Here is a 20,191-nt window from a genome sequence, read left to right on the forward strand (position 1 = left end):
TCACTCACTACTCCGTTTTTGACTTCTTGCTTGTACGATTTCGACCAGTGCAATGCAAAAGGCTGCCAATGAGCGAACGAACTCACAATACCACGTGTGATTACTTTGGACAAAAACCCAGCATATCCATCAGCCATACAATTCATGAAAAAAGAGAATTGTAGCCGTTATCAATATCTATTTCTCGATCAAATATTTATTCAAAAAGTCGTTACGAAACTTTCCGTGTGGATCACAATGAAGGAGTAGTTGTCGGAAGTCTGGCAGCTTCTCATAGAGCGGCTTCAACTGAGTGGGCTGCATGGTAAACAGCTTCCCCCAATGTGGACGAGCCCGGAAAGGCGCAAGTTGCTTTTCAATCATCGGCAGCACTTGTTTGACTGCCTCCCAATTCGGTTTCCACGTAAAATGAATAGCAACTGAATCCTGATTGTAACTTGGGCTCATCCACAAATTATCTTTTGCAATGGTACGAACTTCAGAAACATAAAGGTGTGGCGAGATATGCTCCCGTATGCCATTAAGCGCATTCAATGCCTGATAGGCATCTTGTCGTGGCACGAAATACTCGCTTTGCAGCTCCTCTCCAGCACTCGGAGTGAAATCCATGCGAAAGTGCGGCAATCTCTCGTGCCATGGTCCCGCGATGCACATCTGCTCGCTGCAATTCTCTGCTGTATGTCCTGGCACTGGATGCCGAGGTGAAGTTGCTAATTGCGCGTCGAAAAACTCAGGTGCCACCTGATCAGAGACTTGATCAGTCAGTTTCCGCTTTAGCCAGACTTGATTGAAATTCGCATTCTTCCAATCGGTGAATAGACTAACACTATAAGCACTGGAAAAAATATCGTCAAAGTTCTCATTTAGTTGCACTAGAGACAGATTATCGTAAACATGCTGACTCATTTGAAATGTTGGGATCACATCCAGTGTAATTTTAGTGACTACACCCAATCCTCCAAGCCCAACAATTGAACCTGCAATGTCTTGTTGCTCGCGGGAGAATACAGCCATGTCCCCATTCGCCTGAACGATTTCCATAGAATCAACCACTGTAGCAAGATTGCCATTCCGATCACCAGAACCATGCGTAGCCGTAGCGCATGCACCAGCAACGGTTATGTGCGGCAGCGACGCCAAATTGTGAAGCGCATAGCCATGGTTATGAAGGTGTTCACCAAGCTCTCCATACCGAATTCCGGCTTCAACAGTTACCTTATTTTGTACAGTATCTAATGCTATCACTTGGTTAAGCTTCTGAAGCGAAAGAAAGCTTTCAGTACAATCGGCGATGCTATTAAACGAGTGCCGTGTGCCAAGCACCTTTATTTGCTTACTGCGAGCCACTAATTCCTGTACTTGTTCCACGCTTGTGGGCATATGGAGTTCAGAGGCACTATACCTGTAGTTGCCAGCCCAGTTCCAAATATTTTTCATATCTTCACACTCCTTCGAAAGTATTTATGATTTATTAAAAATTCGATATTGGTCTAATAAACTCCTTGTAATACTTTCAGGGACCTTTTAATAACATTCGGTTGTCGTTTAACTGTTTCTTAGTGGTAAAATACTTCCATATTTTGTAAAAGCTATGTGAATCCAAGAATAGCGTAAGAAATAGCCATGGGATCTCCTGTTAAGGAGATCCCATGGCTATTTCTGCAATGACACATCGTACTTCCACAAAACGAAAAGACACGGATCTTGTGGTTTGGATATTGACACCCCGATACCTGACGGAACTGATACCGTACAACCGTGTTTGTCATGCGACTCTCGAAACCTTTACATACATTTATAAGTTCCCGTGTACCTCATAATACAATACTTTGGCACAATGAGGTTCTAAGCTGTTAAGTTTCATCGCGTTCGTGAAGTAACCAACTTCCTCTTCCGTCCAGAAATCATAAACCCGATAGCTTCCATCCAAGCTTATCTCGATATCTTTAGGCTGATCGTCAAAATTGAAGACGCAAATGAGATAACGATCCTCCAATTTTATTCGTCCAATCGTATACGTATCATCGTCAAAACGGGCGGCTTTACCGGTTGGAGGCAAGAGCTTCTGCAATACCCGAATATTTTCCTCGGACAGAGATGGAATTAAGTCTCCGCTTAGGATCATCCCTCCGGATGCTAGGATAACGGCTTTATGAAATTCGAACTCTTGATCTGAAATATCCGATTTCTTCTCAATGACTTCACCGCTAATCGTCTGGTTACGAAACGTTACTCTTTCGAGAACTATGACATCCGGGTCGTTATACCACAAGGTGTCGTTTTGCCAGTTCCGAGGAAATAGCTCCTTCGCATTGCCGCTGACATGTTTCCAGTCCCTTGCAATATCATTGGTCACCCGGTTCCCGTGAACTAAGCCAAGCAGCGGCCAGAATGGAGCATTGCACCCCAGAATAAAGCTGTCGTGCCCGACTTCATCGATAATCGCCTTCATTCCACTGCGAAATGCTTCGATTCTTGTTGCTTGTTTGTCGTAACGGCATCCTGGCAAAGCACCGTATTGCAGAAAATCCAGCTTAAAATACCGCCAACCCCATTCATCATGCATAACCCTGACAGCTGACCTCAAATAGTTTTGGGCTTCAGGATGCGTTCCGTCCAACATATACCATTGCTTTTCCGGCAGCTTCTTTTTCTGACCGATTCCATTGAAAGGTTTGCCTTCCTGATCTTGAACCAGCCAATCCGGATGCTCAAGCATCAGCTTCGACCCTGGTTCTACAATAAAGGGAGATAGGTAGCCTGCAGCTTCAATCCCGGTTGCTCGGATACCTTCACTAATTGTTTTGACGTCTGCTCCAAGCGTGACACTCGGAATTAAGAAGTCGCCATCAGCTTCTGCATAGCCCCCATCAATTTGAATTCGCTTCAGTTCAGGTATTCGCTGGACCATGCTGCGCGCATTATCGTAAAGTCCCTCTGCAGTTATTGGACGAAGGCAATAATAGGAACACCACCCCGTAGGAATTTCAGGATAAAGCATGCGCGGGTGGTTCCGATTGAGACATTCAGCCAATTCTTGAAAGAGCAGATCGCGGTTCGATCCGGAAGCAAACATGAATTGTTCCAACTCCCACGACTGGCCAGGCCCCAACTCTAAATCTTCTGTATCCAGAATCACTTCTATATAGGAATTTCTAAATCGAAACTCGCCGGAAAAGCGATTGCATGAAGTAAAGGCCATCAGCAGGTGCTCCTCATTATAGGGAGACAATGCCAATAGATTGTAAACCGTCCATAAGTTCTCATGAAACGGAGTTTCGGGGATTCGGAAGAAGTCCCGATCTTTTCCGTAAGCCCCAATCACATAGGGCAAAGAAAGCGTACCTCCGTATTGAGTAAGCATTTGAAAGCCTTCACCATAAAATGGCGTATCCGGGGCGAGAGGCATATCCCCAGAAAAAAGCACGACCTCTCTAATCCGCAGTGAATGATCGGACCGATTGACAACTCTAGCGCTTAAAAGATTATTCACCCATGATTTCTCTACGGTAACCTCACGGTCGGTAGCTGTTGTGCAATCGGAAAGTCTAACACTAGATTTGATTTTTTTTACATCGTCCAAATTCAGCATTTTAAGACAGCCTCTCTAAGTGCTTCTTCCACGGAAAGCATTTTGCCTGTTCTCGACGATACAGCAGCAGCATGTACCAAGCTTTGCGACTTTAAATAATCTCTTCCGTTTGGTCTTGGCTCCCGCTTTTCCTTCAACGCAGTTAGAAATTCATCGATCGACAACACGTTTCCTACCCCGTCGAAGGTGTACACTTCATCGGCTTTTCCTTCCTTCATAAGCTGCACTCGGTTGCTCGTTATCACAATCGCGCCATCCGCACCTTCGAAACGCCAATCACCATACCATTCAGTCAGTTTTCCCTTGGCCATCATGCTGCCGTGATAATCCACGACCGTTCCTCCGTCAAGCTCCATCCAAGCACTAAGGTGGACCGTCGTCGTCTCCGTCCAGCTTCCGGGCGGATTGCTGTTCATAGCGAACAATTTCACCGCTTCCTGACCGGTAAAATAACGGATCATATCGAAATGATGAATCGTGACATCTTCCAGCAATCCGTTTGCCAGCCGACCGAAATAAGGAACGGGTACGACATGATAGCGGTCGAATTCGATGTGTACGGATGACAAATGTCCGATAACGCCGCTGTCTAAAAGCTCCTTCGCCTTTAGCACTGGGGCGAAGAAACGGTAATTCTCGGAAATCATGAACGGGATGTTTTTCAGTTCGGCCTGGCCGACAATATATTGCGCATCCGTAATATCGTTCGAAATCGGCTTCTCGCAGAGCACAGGCAGGCCATGCGCGAACGCAATCTCATTAATCGAAGTGTGAATGTGTGGAGGTGTAACATTAATGACGAAATCGGGGCGCTCGCTGATGATCGCATCTTCCAAAGACGAGTAAAACGGAGTTTCCGGATCAATCGTTTCGCGCAGCTGAACGTTCGCTTCAACAACGCATACCGCATCCACGCCAGCATGACGTCTCAGTCTCTTATACCACCCTGAACCGAAGTTTCCTAAACCTACCAGAACCGCCTTCATATTGCTCATCCTCTCTTATCTACTTTACATTTGATTTTTGTTTCGGGACGGTCCAGCATGACACCAGACTACGACAATAGGATCTTCTACGCTTGAAATGAGATGATGGTCCTCTCCCGGCTCAATAATGACGACATCTCCCGTCTTTACGGGGTACATGTGCTCTTTGTTGATTTCAACCTCGCCTTTGCCCTGCAGGATAAGGAAAGCTTCGCAATCTTCATGTACATGATAATCGATGCCGCCTGGACCGTCGTTCGTATGAGCGCGCGCGCCTGGCTTCTCGAAGGCAAGCCCGCCGTAAGAGAGGTAATCCCCCGGCATAATGTCTTTCAAAATATGTCCTTCCGTAACATCTGCCAACTGCTGTAAACGATAAGTTCTCATTTAAAATCACTCCTTCTTTCCATTTTTATTTTTTGAATAATTCGTCGTATTTTTGTTGGGCTTCCTTCATCACTTGATCACCGCCCATTTTTTTCCATTCCGCAACAAATGCATCAAACTCGTTGATCGGCCGTTTCCCGGTAATAAAGTCGATGAAGGCTTTGACGGCAAATTGATCGAGACGATCTTTATTCTCGTTGAACAAGGGTCTAGATACGGGCTCCAGAATATCATATTTCCCTCTGCCGATATGCTCGACTTTTTTCCTCAAATCCCGATATTTCGCGTCGGTCATGAATGGAGTCTGGAAATCATAATCGTTAAAGCTGCCCATAAACGGATATTGCGGTCCGATTCCAAACTTGATTCGTTCGCTTTCTTGGTCATATGGAGGTATAAATTGATAGTCGCCCTCCGGTGTAACGTTATACGTTTTTCCCTTTTCCCCGTAGGTGACCGAGGCGCGAACATCCGTGTTAAAGCTGTAGGCATCCATAATCTCAAGATACTTTTTCAGTTTCCCTTGATCTTTTTCCATTTTCTTAGAAAACTGTTGACCGGAATTGCCTACCGGGTTTTTCTGGAGTGCGCCGTAATCTCCATTCGGGCCTTTGGGTCCGGCAAAAAGCGCCCAATCTACGCCGGGTATTTTCTCAAAATATTTGCCTCCGGAGAACGCTCTTGCGGGAAGAAAGTTCCACCAGTTGCTTTCGATGACGCCATATTTCCCGGAAATGATTTTATCATCTATGTTCGCTTTTTTGTTCACGGCAAACTCGAGATCTATGAGGTCCTGTTTATACCATTTATTTAGTATGGTTAATGCATCCTTGGCGCCGGGCTGAATTTCTCCTTTGACAATTTTCCCGTTTTCTTCTGTGAATGCACCAGGATACACGCCGAATGCCGCGAAGATTGAAGTGAATATATCCGAGAACGGTACCACCCCGGGCTGCAGCTCGGCTTTTGCGGTCATGCCGAACGTATCTTTCTTACCGTTCTTATCGGGGTCGTCGTTTCTGAATTTAATTAACGCTTCTTCCAGCTCACCGAGAGTTTCCGGCACTTTGGTAATCCCTACATTTTTCAACCAGTCGTTCCGGATGCCGACTACAGTGGCATCGCTGCCGAGTGTCCATATAATCGGCAAGGAGTAGATTTTGCCGTCCCGGCGTTGATACTTGAACGGGTCTTGGCCCAAATTTTTGACCAGCCAATTATAATAATTGGGAGCGTTCATCTTGATGAAATCCTCTGAAAGCTCGGCCGGAATGCCCTGTGCGACAAATTTATCGTAGTCAGGCATTTTCAAATCCACCCAATAATCGGGCACCTTTCCCGAAGCGATATCCAAAAGCAGCTGCTGCTGATACGTTTCCGCCTTTTCCGGGTCAATGGTAATGTCTACGTTAAACTTGTCCTGTATCACTTTGACTGCATAAGGCTGATCCGTCATTTTGTCACTGGCCCAGCTTAAGAAAGTCAGCTTGTATCGTTCTTCCTTACCTGGGACACCTGCCGTCGCCACCGCATCTCCTTTGGAGCTCTGATTGCCCTGACCGGTGCATGCGGTCATAACCACAAGCGTAATTGCCATAATACTGCCTGCTAACACTTTCTTCTTCAATTGAATCACGCCCTTTTTATATAGTGTATGTATCGATAAAGGCTCCCCTGTCCTACAACGGATTAACCTTTAACAGCCCCCAGCATGATACCTTGAACGAAAAATTTTTGCACAAACGGATAAATGATCAGCATAGGCAATATGGACAAGATCACGATAGTCGCATACAATTCTCTGCCCAAATGCTTCGTCGTATCCGTCCTGTTGACCAAAGCTTGCATGGAATCGAGGTTGTTTTCGAGCACGATTTTACGAAGCACGATTTGCAGTACCTGCTTGCCAGGATCCTTAATATAAATCATGGCGTCGAACCATGCATTCCAATGATAAACCGCTACCCATAGCGCAACCGTTGCCAGAACAGGCTTCGACAATGGGAGCGTGATCCTGCAGAAAATCATAAAATAACCCGCCCCGTCCACCTTCGCTGACTCTTCCAGACTTTCCGGCAACGACCGAAAAAAATTTCTCATAATGAGAACGTTGTACGTACCGACCAAGGACGGCAGCACTAATGCCCATATCGTGTTGAGCAAACCTAAATTTTTGATTAGCAGAAATGAAGGAATTAAGCCGCCGCTAAAGATCATGGTAAACAAGATGAACATCGTGATCGTTCTGTTAAGCGGCAGATCCAACTTGGAAAGAGGATAAGCCAACATCGAAGTAAATAGGAGGCTTAAGGTTACTCCGAGCACCGTCCGCAGCAGCGTGTTTCCATAACCGATCCACAAGCCTGTGAATTCCAGAGCAAGCTTATAAGCGGCTAAAGAAAAATTCTGAGGCACCAACATCAGCCCGGATGAATAAGCTCCCTTGCCTGAAGATAAGGAGATGACAATCTGATTCCAGAACGGCAGCAAGGTAACCATTAGGATCCCTGATACGAGCGCATACAGCAGGATATCAAACCATTTTTCACTTTTCGTTTTCTTCATAAGCCCCTCCGCCAGATGCCGGTTTTACCATAATGCATGCTCTTTTCCGCCCACCGTCTTGATCACCTGATTAACAGTTACGATCATGATCAAGGCAACGACCGATTTGAATAAACCAACCGCTGTTGCATAGCTGTACTTCATCTCGACCATGCCTTTTCTGTACACATACGTATCGATAATGTCCGATACCCGGTATACGTTAACACTATACATATTGAAAATTTGATCGAACCCGGCATCCAGAATTCCCGCCATCGACAAAATTAACAGGATGGCCATGACTGGAGCGAGCATGGGGATCGTAATGTAAATAACCCTTTTGAATCTGCCTGCGCCGTCGATAATGGCCGCTTCATATAATTCACCGTTAATACCCGAAATGGCGGCGAAATAAACGATCGCTCCCCAGCCGAAGCTTTTATAAATTTCCGTCAACACGAGAATGAGCCGGAAATACTGTTCATTTCCCATAAACAAGACAGGATCCATCCCGAGCAGCTTGATAACGGAATTGACGAGACCGTCTATCGATAAGATACTCATGAAGATCCCCGCCATCACCACCCACGAGATAAAATGCGGCAAATACGATATCGTTTGAGCTAATTTTTTAAACTTTGCACTGGCTACTTCATTCAACAGCAGGGCAAACACGACCGGAACAGGGAAGCCGAATATTAATTTGTAAAAGCTGATGATGATCGTATTTTTCAGCACTTGCAAAAAAACCGGATCTGAAAACGCATACATAAAATGGTGCATGCCAATCCAAGGACTATACCAAATCCCCTTCATAAGCTGAAAATCCTTAAAGGCCAGCACAGCACCGTACATTGGAACATAATGGAAAAGGATGTAATAAGCTATCGCGGGCAGCATCATCACATACAACACCTTATACTTCTTGAAGCTCCTCATTCTGCTCTCCAGAACGTCCACCTCCTTGTATTTATTGTAGGAGTTTCCGTTCTCGCCGACAATTTCAGATTCTTTAGATATGCTTCAATAAATTTTGAAGTTGTGTTCGATTCATATGCACATCAATAGCTCCTCTCCTTTCGGAAAGCGAACGGTCATTACTGTTCCTTTCCCCAAACTGCTTTCAATCGAGATCCCGTACTCTTCGCCGAAAAACAGCTTTAACCGGTCGTTTACATTTTTCAACCCGTAGCCTCTGGATTCCCAAGACAACACTTCTTGAGCTTTCTCCTCCGTCATACCGACTCCGTTATCCTCTACCGTGATCTCGATATACCCATCACGGCTTCGTCCTGTTACCGTGATCTTTCCCCGCCCGTCCGTTTTGCCCGCAATCCCATGCTCGATACAATTTTCTACAATAGGCTGCAAAATCAAATTAATGGTCACACAACGAAATATGTCTTCATCAAAATCGTAATGAACGTCGAAGCTGCTTTCCCTCATAATCAACATGATCTCCACATAGGATTTCATATTGACGACCTCTTCACGTACGGGAATGATATTGTCCCCTTTGTTCAACGCCGTTCGATAAAATTTGGAAAGCGCGGTGACGATTTTGCTGATCTCCTCCTGTCCAGCCTGAACGGACTTCCACTTAATAGCAGACAGCGTATTATAAAGGAAATGAGGGTTAATTTGGGATTGGAGAGCCTTAAATTCCGCTTTCTGTTGATCGATCTTGTTCTGATAACCGACTAGAATCAACTCGTTTATTTTTTGCAGCATTTGTCCGAATCTATTGGTCAGGATGCCGAATTCGTCTATTGAATTGGAAGAGACGACGATATCCAAATTTCCGTTTTCGATCAGTTTCATTTTATGGATCAACCGTTTGATCGGTATGGTAAACATGTTGGAAAACATCCAAATCATCAGCAGTAGGATTGAAAAACATACAAGTACGATAATAACAGTCGCTTTAATGATGCTCGTTGCATTGATAGATACCTCATGAAGCGGAATATAATACGATAACGTCCAGTTCGGATGCTGAATTTGCTCTTCGATAATGAAGTATTCTTGATTTCCAATCTTAGAGGATCTGCCCATAGCCTCAAAAAGGGGGCGTTGTTTTTGGTAGGCGGAATTGCTGTAAACGACATTAGAATTCTTATCTCTTACGACAATGCCGAAATTGTTCATTTCTTTGCCCTGCAAACCTTCAAACATTTTGCTATAGGTAAGATACATAGAGACGGTGCTCGGATTTCGGAGTTGGAAAATATCCGGTATTTTCCTGGCTACGATCAAGTTTCCATCTTCCCAATACCATTCCGTATTGACGTTGGCTGAAGCGCTCCGGTGCCAATTCGTTTCCGATACACGGCTGCTGTTTTGAATAAAATCGCCGTATTCCGGTAGTTTATTTTGCGTGTAAACGGTAAGCTGAATAATCTCCTTGTTTAATCCCTTAATCATGTTGAACGTAGGATCTAGGTAGCTTCTTAAATCATAAGATAAATTAGATACGTCCGTATAATCGTTATTGAATATTTTGAGGATGCCGGTATTGTACACAATGGAGTCCATAATCCGGTTATATTGATCCGCCTTATAGTCCATATTGTCCGAAATCGTTTGAATCGTCTCTCGTATTCCCTGTAGGGCCTGCTTCTGGAGCAATAACTTGGACTGATAATAAGAATACCAGCCCAGTACCACAATTGGGATCACGATTAGTAATATATAAGAGAGGAACAGCTTTTGCTTAATAGAAGCGAATTGAAATGCATGAATCCGTAGGGCCCGCTTCATTAGGCTTTCTCCCTATACTTTGCAGGGGTAAAACCGTAATAGTTCTTGAATAAGGTGCAGAAGTAAGGCAAATTGGAGAATCCCACTTCTTTGCTGATGTCAACGATCTTCATATTCGTATTCCTCAAGTAATGGCTTGCTTCCTTAAGTCTTATGCTTGTAATATATTTGACCATATTTTCACCTGTTTCTTTCTTAAACAGATGACTTAAATAGCTTGGGGACAAATGAACGCCGGAAGCGATCGTGTCCAAGCAAATATCCTGATTGTACTGTTTGGCGATAAGGTCAACAACTTCCTGGATCACTTTACGATTCTGGTCGATATTGTCGTTAGTCGTATCGGAATCCTCATTTTCGAGTAATGTGTAAATTATCTTCTTGATATCTGCGGGCGTCCGAATTAAATAAACGTCTCGAATCACACTTTGAAATTTATGAGCGTGAATGGGGTAATTTGCGCAAATTTCTTTTATAATCTCCACGCACAAATGCTTGATGTAAATACTGGAGAAGTGATTGCTTTCCTGAAGCTCGTCAAAGAACATGGAGATGCGACGCTTCCCTTCTTTGAGGTTTCGAAATCGAATCAAGCCCTTTATATCCTCCAAATCCCGGTTCATGATCGAGGAAGGCTGCTCTTCCTTCACATAGAACTGATCCACGAACAATAAACTGCCTTCACCATGACCGAAGAGATGGTAATCAAGCATCGTCTCCATATCCATATATGCATCATGAAGATCCTCGATTTTGTTCACCGATCTGCCGAATACGATCCATGCGGCGGTAAGGTCATTATTAGTAAAAAACTGCTGCATCCGGTTGCCAATCTCCAACAATTCGGAATGTGCGAGCATATGGTTTGATTTTAACAAGATCACGCTTTGATATTCGTTCAGATTGACATGGTCATATGGCGTTTGAATCATGTTGCCCAAATCATTCTCCAGCCGATATGTCATTGAATCAAATATTTTAAAGTTCACTTGGATCAAGATCAATTGGAAACAGTTATATTGGTAATCGAAATCGGATTGCCGCATTCTTGTCTTCATCGGCACATCGACACTTGCCCCATTGATAAGATCCAACATTATTTTTTCCTTCTCGTATTTGATACTTCGATGATATCCCGCGAGCAGCTTTTCGCTCCTTACTTTCTCCATTCTTCCAGCTTCGCACGAGCTGAACACTTTTCGAATGACGTCAATAAATTCTTCGATGTCGACAGGTTTTAATATATAATGCTCTACGCCAAGCTCGATAGCTTTTTTCGCATATTCGAATTCGCTGTATGCGCTGGAAATGACGATTTTCAACGATTCGTTATGCTTTCTAAGCGATTTCACCAAGCTTATTCCATCCATGATCGGCATTCTAATATCCGTTATCAGAACATCCACTTCATGATCAAGAAGATAATCAAGTGCCTCTTTGCCATTTTGTGCTTCGGTAACACTTACATTAAAGTTGTATTTGGATAGCAAATATTTGATTCCGTCACGTTCAAATTTTTCGTCGTCCACGATCAACACGTTAAACATTGGAATCCTCCCGGCAATAGTTATATGTTATATGGACTTGTCCTCTTACATTTTTCGGTCATTGATATAGAAAAAGTGGCTGCCTCAATGGCAGCCGCTCCAAGTCACAGAGAGTAAAAGCATCCGCCAATCCAGGTCGGATGCTTGAGTGCATGTGTTGTACGATGCTGTATTATTTACTTCGCGGACCATCCTATGATCAAAGCATTGGCGTCCGTTCGTATTGCCTGCCTGGTCGGTGATGACGACCCTCAGGGTATGAAGGCCATGCTTGCCGGCAAACGCTTTCAACTATCATTATAATGAATTGATGAAATTTCCAGTATAGATTAATTTATGATCCCCATGTCATTTTTTACGGTTCCCCGATAGATCAAAGGCAACTCCACATTCTCATAGGCACTTAATTTCACTACCATACTACCATACAAGTATGGTAGTATGGGTAATAATGATACTAAGGAGTTGCTCAATGAACTATACAATCAAACCACCGATTCATTCCGCACGTGAAGCTGTTTACCACACACTTAAGGGGCAAATTTTAAGTAACGAGCTACTTCCTGGCACAAGTATTTCAGAAAAAGAAATGTCGATTCAGTTTGGTGTTAGCCGAACGCCAGTAAGAGAAAGTTTTGTTCGACTATCTCAGGAAGGATTGTTGGATATCTACCCGCAACGCGGAACGGTTGTCTCGCTCATCGACTTAGAGCTTGTGGAAGAAGCACGATTCATGCGCGAACAGCTAGAATGCGCTGTCATTCGATTGGCTTGCCTCAGCTTTCCTTCTGAAGAATTAGATGCTCTTCAAACCAACCTTATTTTGCAGAGAAAATGTGTCACCGATCAGGATTATAAAAAAATGTTTGAATATGATGAAGCCTTCCATAGAACTCTCTTTAAAGGCTGTAGAAAACTCAATACATGGGCGGTTATTCAACAAATCAATGTACACCTAAACAGGACCCGAATGCTAAGGCTTGCGGCTGACCATCATTGGGATGATCTTTTTACTCAGCATCAACAAATGGTGGAAGCCATTCAAGAAAGCAACGTAGTTAAGGCAGAAAAAATAATGAGTGAGCATATGCATTTGACCATTTTAGATCAAGCGTTGCTCAAGCAAAAGTTCCCCACATACTTCAAATAACGGGAGGAGACAACGGGTATGAAAATGGTATTCCGATGGTTTGGCGAAGGCAATGACACGGTCAGTCTTGACCAAATTAAGCAAATTCCTGGCGTAGAGGGCATCGTCTGGGCACTGCATGACATCCCGGTGGGCGAAGAATGGCCGATGGATAAAATCATGGTGTTAAAAGAAAAAGCCGATCATGTAGGTCTCCATTTGAAAGTCGTGGAGAGTGTAAACATTCATGAGGATATTAAACTAGGACTTCCTACTCGAGATACATATATCGAAAATTATAAGAAAACAATCGTTAAACTTGCAGCTGTTGGCGTCAAAGTGATTTGCTATAACTTCATGCCTATATTTGATTGGGTACGAACAGATTTACATAAAGTCCTTGAAGACGGGTCTACAGCCTTATTTTATGAACAAAGTAAAATAGCCAATCTAAATTTAGACGAGCAAGTTCAACGAATAAATGCAAACCCGAATTTTACAATGCCTGGTTGGGAGCCAGAACGCCTGGGTCGCTTAACCGAGTTGTTTGATGCCTATCGCGATGTGACCGAAGAAGATTTGTTCAATAACGCCAAATATTTTCTGGACGCTATTATTCCAGTTGCTGCCGAACACGATATTCAAATGGCCATTCATCCGGATGACCCGCCATGGCCGATATTCGGACTCCCGCGAATAATGACGAACCAGACAAACATTCGACGTTTCTTAAACCTACACGCTAGTCCGTATAACGGCCTCACACTTTGCAGCGGATCTCTTGGAGCTAACCTTTCCAATAATATAGTTGCGATGGTCCATGAATTTGCTGATCGCATTCCATTTGCACATTTGCGTAATGTCCGTGTTTACGATAATGGGGATTTCATCGAAACCTCACACCGCACGCAAGACGGAACGGTTGATATGTCTGGAATCGTTCAAGCACTGCATCAAAATAATTTTGATGGTTTTTGCAGACCAGATCACGGCAGACATATATGGAACGAACAATGTCGTCCAGGCTATGGCCTATACGATCGCGCTCTTGGCATTATGTATCTCTGGGGACTTTGGGATGCGTATTCCAAAAATTCACTAACCCAAAAGGCGGTAGAAAACGAATGAGTACATTAACTAATCATCCATCACTGAAAGATAAAGTAATTGTCATTACTGGCGGGGCAGGTGTGTTATGTCGTTCCATGGCATTAGAACTTGCTCGTCAAGGCTCTCGAGTAGCCATTTTGAATCGTACCCTTGAAAAGGGTCAAGAGGTTGTGGCCGAAATCCATTCAATTGGCGGTAATGCCATTGCTATTGCTTGTGATGTCACAGACGTAGACAGCACGCAGCAGGCAGCTGGAGTCGTTCTTCAACAACTCGGATCCTGCGATATCTTAATCAACGGAGCCGGCGGTAACCATCCAAGTGCAAATACAACAAATGAGATTTTTAATGCGGAAGATCTAAGCAATCCGAACTTAACAACATTTTTCGATTTAAGCGTTACTGGCTTTCGTAATGTGCTTGATCTGAACTTCATTGGTAGCTTGATTCCAACTCAAATATTTGTAAAGCAGATGCTTGGCAAGCAAGGCACAAGCGTTATCAATATTTCATCCATGAGCGCACCTTCACCTATGACCAAGGTGCCTGCTTACAGTGCTGCCAAAGCAGCCATTAACAACTTCACTCAATGGCTGGCTGTACATTTAGCTGAGAGCGGAATACGTGTCAACGCAATTGCTCCAGGATTTTTCCTGACACAGCAAAATGAGAAGCTTTTACTTAAAGAAGATGGGTCTCTTACAGATCGATCGCATAAAATTATTACTCACACGCCCATGCGGCGTTTCGGCAAACCGGAAGATCTCCTTGGTACTCTACTTTGGCTAACCGATGAAAATATGTCTGGCTTCGTAACAGGCACAACAATTCCCGTTGATGGCGGATTTATGGCATATTCAGGCGTTTAATGAAAAAAGGATGTGAGCCTGATGTCTTATATTCAACCTATTGGTTTGAACGAAATAATGCTGTATTTTGCATATCAACGAAAAAGTACAGGGAAAGAACAATTTCAAGGAACTTTCCATGCCCATCAAGGCATTGAAATTCTAATCGTCCATGAAGGGAATGGAACCCTTATAGTTGATCAGAAAAGTTACGAAGTTAAGCCCGGTATGTTGTGTGTTTTCCAGCCTTACCAACTGCACCATATCCAGATGGAACTAAGTCCAGAAGTCCCCTTCGTTCGTTCTATCATTCAGTTCGAGCCTTCTCTTTACGAAGTCTATTTCGAAAAATGGCCAAGTCTATTGGCTTTTTTTAGACATATTCATTCAAACAAGCTACCCTACCCTTGCTTATATAACCTTTGTGAGAAAGAACAATTTCACCTTCTTCTCCAAATGTTGGATCATAAACAATCCACTTTAAGTAAGAAAGATGCCTTCGAAGAATACTCTTTGTTTTTGATTGCTTTTTTCCACGAATTTAAGCACATCTGGGAACAAAGTTCAGGCCAAATTCGTACAAGTACAGCAAGAAAGCCCCACCAAGCAGAGCGAATTCTCGCATGGCTGGAGGGGCATTACACCGAATCTTTACGTTTGGAGAAAATTGCGAATGAGCTTCACCTTTCTCCACACCATTTATCCCATTTATTTAAAGAGTGCACCGGCTCCAGCATTTCTGATTACGTGATTGCAAGACGCATGCAGGAGGGTGTTAAGTTGTTAATCTCGACAGAGCAATCTGTAGCTCATATCGGTGAAACCATTGGTATGCCCAATTGCTCACACTTTTGCAAGACTTTTAAAACATTAATTGGGGTTACGCCGCACCAATACCGCAAACAATGGCAGCGTCAGTTTGACATCACTGTTTCTCCGAAGCAGTGATCGTCGTCAAACGGCTCCTTATCTACTATTTATAGTTGCTGCCAGTCGTAATCGTCTGTGAAACGAAATTTTCGATGGATGTCTTCTTTTCATAGAACTGGGTCGCATTCGCTTGCACGCCTTCTCTTGTATAAAATGCATCTTCATTCGTCAGTGGGAGTTTCACGAGTTCCCCAGTACTTGCTGATTTATATATAGCAGTAATAAGCTCTAGCGTTTGACGTCCGCTGATGCCGTCAATAAGTACAGGAACGCCTGTTTCAATAGCGGTTAATACATCATCGATTTGCCCAGTATGTCCTTCATGCACAACTTCCTGAAGTTCATCATAGAAAGCTTGCAACTGAGCCTCTAGCTCATGATTCGGCTCAGGGAAGCCATTGGCTGTTGAATTTGATGCCGTCACCTTCCATGGAGTGGAAACTCGTGCTCTCGCTCCCTGAAATATCAATTGCTGCTCCTCTCCATGATGAACTACTGAACTAGTTACTTGCCCCAAAGAACCGTTCGCAAAGCGCAACATGCCGATGGACAGATCTTCGACCTCCGCATTATCATGGGAAACGTTGCTCATGAAAGCTTGGACTTCCGTTGGACTACCCATCATCCAAAGCAGCGCATCGATGTGATGAACAGCGTGATTCAGTGTTGGACCGCCGCCTTCTTTCTCCCATGTACCGCGCCACCAGAGATCATAATAGCAATGCCCACGCCACCAGAAGGAGTCAACTTGTACGTGACCAATTTTCCCCATTAGTCCGCTTTCCAGAACGGATTTCATTTTCATCATCGGCGTTTTGAAACGATTCTGCGCCACTACCGATAAAATCTTGCCTGTCCGCTTGGCAACGTCGTTCATCAGGTCGCACTCTTCGAGTGAAGAGGCCATCGGTTTCTCAACCATAACATGAGAGCCCGCCTCAAGAAACTCAGTTGCAAGGGTTGCATGCGTATATGGGGGTGTGCAGATGGAAACGAGATCTATATCCTCCTGCAGCAGTTCTTTATAATCCTTAACCGCCCTGGCAGCTAATTGAAATTGGTCAATGCGCTTCTGCGCTTTCTCCACATAAATATCACTAATCGCAACAATCTGGCATCGTTCCGGAAACTGTAAATACCCTTCAATGTGCGCTCTTGAAATCGCGCCTGCTCCAATAATCGCTACCTTCAACATTCTCTTCACTCTCCAACTTTTAGTTGTTTTAAATATACCAAGAACACGCTTTCATATGTGCCGTTACTTTGTTCAAAAATACCACTACTTTGTGGGTGTGTAAAAACGACATCACTATTCTAGGAGAATCCATCTACTGCTCAATGTCAAACGACTTCTCCACTATAATAAGTGGAGAAGTCGCTTCATTCTTCCTAATTGAACTACAAAATAAGAAATAAAGGTTTTTCCCTTATAAAATGAACGGGAAGGCCGGGGAACTGTTCCGACAGTCGTTCCGCCAATTCTTTCATGCCCGGCTCTTCGCTTTCCGCATGACCCAATGCGATGTATGCCTTGTTCTTGCCTTGATGAACAGCGTCGCGAATATATTCCGGCGTTTCCCATTCCGGCCCTTCTCCGGCGATAACTAGGTCGAGATTGTAATCTTTCAGCAATGGGAGTGCCAAGGCTGCCCCACCTCTGTAGCCTGCCAATAGTCCAATGCGGGTGCAAGACATCTCTATTTTCCCCACAACGCGCACGAATGGTATTTGAAGCTTTTCCTTCAAGTATTGCACCGTTCGTTCAAGGGTCATACAAGGAATTTGCACAACCGTTGCAGCGGGCAAATGCTCTTCAACATAGGGCGCCCAGCTAAGTGCGTTTATTAACCCCATCATAATACCGTCCGTTTTGTAACGGTGAATATGATCGTGATAACGATAAATGGCGATTCCGGTACGATCAAGCAATTCGCGCTTTTCGTTGAAAACCGGATCATCCAGTACCCCCTTCATATCCTCCTGGTGGCGGTAAAACGTCCCTTCGTGTGAAATGATCAAGTTGGCTCCTAAAGCCGCAGCCTGCTCGATCACAGCCTGCGTGGCCAAAAAAACAACGACAATTCCCGTTACTTCCGTTTGGGCCGATCCGACTCTCAATGAATCCACAGTGGGCTCGGTTACTGGAGCCTGCTCTAACAATCGATCAATAACCTGTCCAATTGTAATCGTCATCCAAACCATCCCTTATATGAAGTGATCAGCAAAATAAAGACGGGATTGTAGACAGACACCGGTGACCACGTCATCTCGTTTGTCCCATCTTCATAATTTTAATTAATGATGCGGCCGTACTCGTCAGGAATGCCCGATTTGCGGAAGAAGTATGTATTGATTTGGTCGCGCCACTCCTTCGAATGGTCCGCTTGCGCTCGCAGTCGGCTCCTCACATCTTCGAAGCGCTCCGCATCTATTTTCCCCTCTATAGAACTCCAGTTCTGGACCAATTCCTCCGCCTGAAGAGCGCCGTCGAAGTGGGTATCGTAGATGTGCTGGATGACCGTCTTACCCGTCTTCAGTTTGTGCGTATATGGCACATGATGGAAAAAGAGAAGCAGTTCATCCGGACATGACTCCCTCGACTCGTACCATTCCGAACGCGGCGCAAAGTATTGGGATGTGTACCCTGTTCCCGATTGGACGGTTCGATCTACGCCGATGCCGTGGCAGTCGGCAAAATGGTACGTCCCCCATCTTGAGTATTCATAACCGTCTACATTCGGGCCATAATGGTGACCCGGATTGACCATCCATCCTACACCAAGAGGAGCTGTGTAATTTTCATAGATTCTCCACGAATCGAGAAGCATCTTCGACACACTGCGTGCTACATCGGGGTCAGAACCGAATGTCATGTAGATCCATTCTAGCGTGATTTGCTCAGCTGATAGCTGCGGATTCCAAGCAAGTCTTCCAAAGCCATATAAATTGGCTTGTGCAAGCGTATGTCCGGTCCAATTCCGGTTGTCTCCAATATTCGATACCGCAGCAATGCCCCCAAGCCTTCTCCCGAATAACTGGCCGCTGGCTGCTTTCGCAACCGTACTTCCGCTCGCATGGGCAAACGTATCGAAATCAAGAACCTCTTTCCATTGCGGGATCAGGTAGCACAGATGTCTCTGCTGACCCGTGTACTCTTGCGTAATTTGCAGCTCCAGCAACTGATTCGTTGCGGACATCGCTCCGAGAAGCGGAGAAACCGGCTCGCGGACCTGGAAATCCATGGGTCCGTTCTTAATCTGCAGAATGACGTTATCACGAAATTTACCATCAAGTGGTGTAAAATGATCGAACGCTGCTCTCGCCCGGTCGGTCTTGCTATCGCGCCAATCCTGTTCACAATTGTATACGAAGCAGCGCCAAATGACGATCCCGCCGAAGGGCTGAAGCACTTCCGCCAGCATATTCGCACCATCGGCATGGTCACGCCCATAGGTGAACGGCCCGGGTCGCCCCTCGGAGTCTGCCTTTACCAGGAAGCCGCCAAAGTCCGGGATATCCCGATAAATCTCCTCTGCTTTCTCCTTCCACCACTGCCTGACGTTTTCGTCAAGTGGGTCTGCGCTGGTCAGGCCTCCAAGCTGCATCGGACTGGCGTAGTTGACGCTTAGGAAAGTTGAGATTCCATAGCGCCGGAATACGCCGGCGACCCGGGCGACATCCGGTAGTAGCTTATCCGTAATCAGCAAGGATTCTACGGAGTGTACATTCACGTTATTGATCGAAACGGCATTGATCCCCACCGATGCCAGCAAGCGGGCATAATCACGGATTCGGGACATGTCTCGAACAATCTCATTATTTTGGTAGAATATGGATTTCCCCGCATAGCCTCGTTCAATCGAACCGTCCATATTATCCCATTGGTTTAGCATCCGCAATCCGTTCGCAGGCGTTTCCGTTATCTCAAGATCTGCCAAACTCTCGCCGCATTGCATCAGCCGCAGTAGATGGAAAACCGCGTACAAGGCTCCTTTGGCCGAATGGCCAGCAACCACAAGTCTTGATTGTCCATCTATCGATACGTTTCTGATCACGTAACTGTCCTCGGATCCATCCTGCCAACTTAGCTCCGCATCAAAACCCTGTAACTGCCCGCGGACGCCGATCAAGATGCAGGCGCTCCCTTTGGAAGCCGTTGAACGGAGGGGCCTCACTCCAAGCATGGCATCGAGACCATCCTTCAACTCGGCGACCGCAGTCTGAAGCACCTCTGATACAGGACCGGGAACGACGATCTCCCGTGCCCACTCCCGATATTCCTCTACCCTCTTATCATCGTTTATCGGCGCATTGCGCAACCAGCAGGCATATGCGTTCGTGATGTGACTCATCGT

At 45.0% G+C, this 20,191-nt stretch carries 17 protein-coding genes; 5 read left to right on the plus strand and 12 right to left on the minus strand.

Going from position 1 to position 20,191, the window contains the following annotated elements; translation table 11 throughout:
* Window positions 1-177: 177 nt before the first annotated feature.
* From AC58UU_RS23190 to AC58UU_RS23230, 9 genes are all read right to left on the minus strand, one after another.
* Window positions 178-1,437, minus strand: a complete 1,260-nt coding sequence (locus AC58UU_RS23190) for an FAD-binding protein (RefSeq protein WP_497319184.1) — start codon at window positions 1,435-1,437, stop codon at window positions 178-180.
* A gap of 358 nt (window positions 1,438-1,795) precedes the next feature.
* A complete protein-coding gene (locus AC58UU_RS23195; RefSeq protein WP_497319186.1) occupies window positions 1,796-3,592 on the minus strand; it encodes a glycoside hydrolase family 36 protein in 1,797 nt (598 codons plus the stop codon).
* Window positions 3,586-4,587 (minus strand): Gfo/Idh/MocA family protein, encoded by a 1,002-nt coding sequence (locus AC58UU_RS23200; RefSeq protein WP_497319188.1) that lies wholly within the window; start codon window positions 4,585-4,587, stop codon window positions 3,586-3,588. The genes AC58UU_RS23195 and AC58UU_RS23200 overlap by 7 nt, the downstream gene beginning before the upstream one ends.
* 15 nt (window positions 4,588-4,602) lie before the next feature.
* Window positions 4,603-4,965: a cupin domain-containing protein gene (locus AC58UU_RS23205; protein ID WP_171649360.1), complete on the minus strand. Its 363-nt coding sequence runs from the start codon at window positions 4,963-4,965 to the stop codon at window positions 4,603-4,605.
* 25 nt (window positions 4,966-4,990) lie between these two features.
* A complete protein-coding gene (locus AC58UU_RS23210; RefSeq protein WP_497319191.1) occupies window positions 4,991-6,592 on the minus strand; it encodes an extracellular solute-binding protein in 1,602 nt (533 codons plus the stop codon).
* 62 nt (window positions 6,593-6,654) lie between these two features.
* Complete coding sequence (locus AC58UU_RS23215; RefSeq protein ID WP_497319193.1) at window positions 6,655-7,530, minus strand: carbohydrate ABC transporter permease; 876 nt, start codon at window positions 7,528-7,530, stop codon at window positions 6,655-6,657.
* A gap of 24 nt (window positions 7,531-7,554) precedes the next feature.
* A complete protein-coding gene (locus AC58UU_RS23220) occupies window positions 7,555-8,451 on the minus strand; it encodes an ABC transporter permease (RefSeq protein ID WP_497319195.1) in 897 nt (298 codons plus the stop codon).
* A 111-nt stretch (window positions 8,452-8,562) separates the two neighbouring features.
* A complete protein-coding gene (locus AC58UU_RS23225) occupies window positions 8,563-10,272 on the minus strand; it encodes a histidine kinase (protein ID WP_497319197.1) in 1,710 nt (569 codons plus the stop codon).
* A complete protein-coding gene (locus AC58UU_RS23230; protein WP_497319199.1) occupies window positions 10,272-11,819 on the minus strand; it encodes a response regulator transcription factor in 1,548 nt (515 codons plus the stop codon). Before AC58UU_RS23230 ends, AC58UU_RS23225 begins: the two co-directional genes overlap by 1 nt.
* A 144-nt stretch (window positions 11,820-11,963) precedes the next feature.
* On the opposite strand from AC58UU_RS23230, the gene AC58UU_RS23235 reads away from it, so the two are divergent.
* The 5 genes from AC58UU_RS23235 to AC58UU_RS23255 all read left to right on the plus strand — a co-directional run bounded on the left by AC58UU_RS23235 (window position 11,964) and on the right by AC58UU_RS23255 (window position 15,854).
* The gene (locus tag AC58UU_RS23235) at window positions 11,964-12,122 is read left to right on the plus strand and encodes a hypothetical protein (protein ID WP_497319201.1); all 159 of its coding nucleotides are present in this window, start codon (window positions 11,964-11,966) and stop codon (window positions 12,120-12,122) included.
* 169 nt (window positions 12,123-12,291) lie between these two features.
* Window positions 12,292-12,969, plus strand: coding sequence for a GntR family transcriptional regulator (locus tag AC58UU_RS23240; protein WP_497319203.1), 678 nt, complete (start codon window positions 12,292-12,294; stop codon window positions 12,967-12,969).
* Window positions 12,970-12,987: 18 nt separating this feature from the next.
* On the plus strand, window positions 12,988-14,076 hold the full coding sequence (gene uxuA, locus AC58UU_RS23245; protein WP_497319205.1) for a mannonate dehydratase: 1,089 nt from the start codon (window positions 12,988-12,990) through the stop codon (window positions 14,074-14,076).
* The gene (locus tag AC58UU_RS23250) at window positions 14,073-14,927 is read left to right on the plus strand and encodes an SDR family oxidoreductase (RefSeq protein ID WP_497319207.1); all 855 of its coding nucleotides are present in this window, start codon (window positions 14,073-14,075) and stop codon (window positions 14,925-14,927) included. The genes uxuA and AC58UU_RS23250 overlap by 4 nt, the downstream gene beginning before the upstream one ends.
* A 21-nt stretch (window positions 14,928-14,948) precedes the next feature.
* The gene (locus AC58UU_RS23255; protein ID WP_497319209.1) at window positions 14,949-15,854 is read left to right on the plus strand and encodes a helix-turn-helix domain-containing protein; all 906 of its coding nucleotides are present in this window, start codon (window positions 14,949-14,951) and stop codon (window positions 15,852-15,854) included.
* A gap of 25 nt (window positions 15,855-15,879) precedes the next feature.
* Here the strand turns inward: AC58UU_RS23255 and AC58UU_RS23260 are convergent, their stop codons facing one another.
* The 3 genes from AC58UU_RS23260 to AC58UU_RS23270 form a co-directional block, all read right to left on the minus strand.
* Complete coding sequence (locus AC58UU_RS23260) at window positions 15,880-17,031, minus strand: Gfo/Idh/MocA family protein (protein WP_497319211.1); 1,152 nt, start codon at window positions 17,029-17,031, stop codon at window positions 15,880-15,882.
* Between the two features lie 203 nt (window positions 17,032-17,234).
* Entirely contained in the window at window positions 17,235-18,029 is a 795-nt protein-coding gene (locus AC58UU_RS23265; RefSeq protein WP_497319213.1) for a Nif3-like dinuclear metal center hexameric protein, read from the minus strand.
* Window positions 18,030-18,127: 98 nt separating this feature from the next.
* Window positions 18,128-20,188, minus strand: a complete 2,061-nt coding sequence (locus AC58UU_RS23270) for an alpha-glucuronidase family glycosyl hydrolase (protein WP_497319215.1) — start codon at window positions 20,186-20,188, stop codon at window positions 18,128-18,130.
* Window positions 20,189-20,191 lie beyond the last annotated feature (3 nt).

Source organism: Paenibacillus sp. JT22N1 (assembly GCF_059692155.1).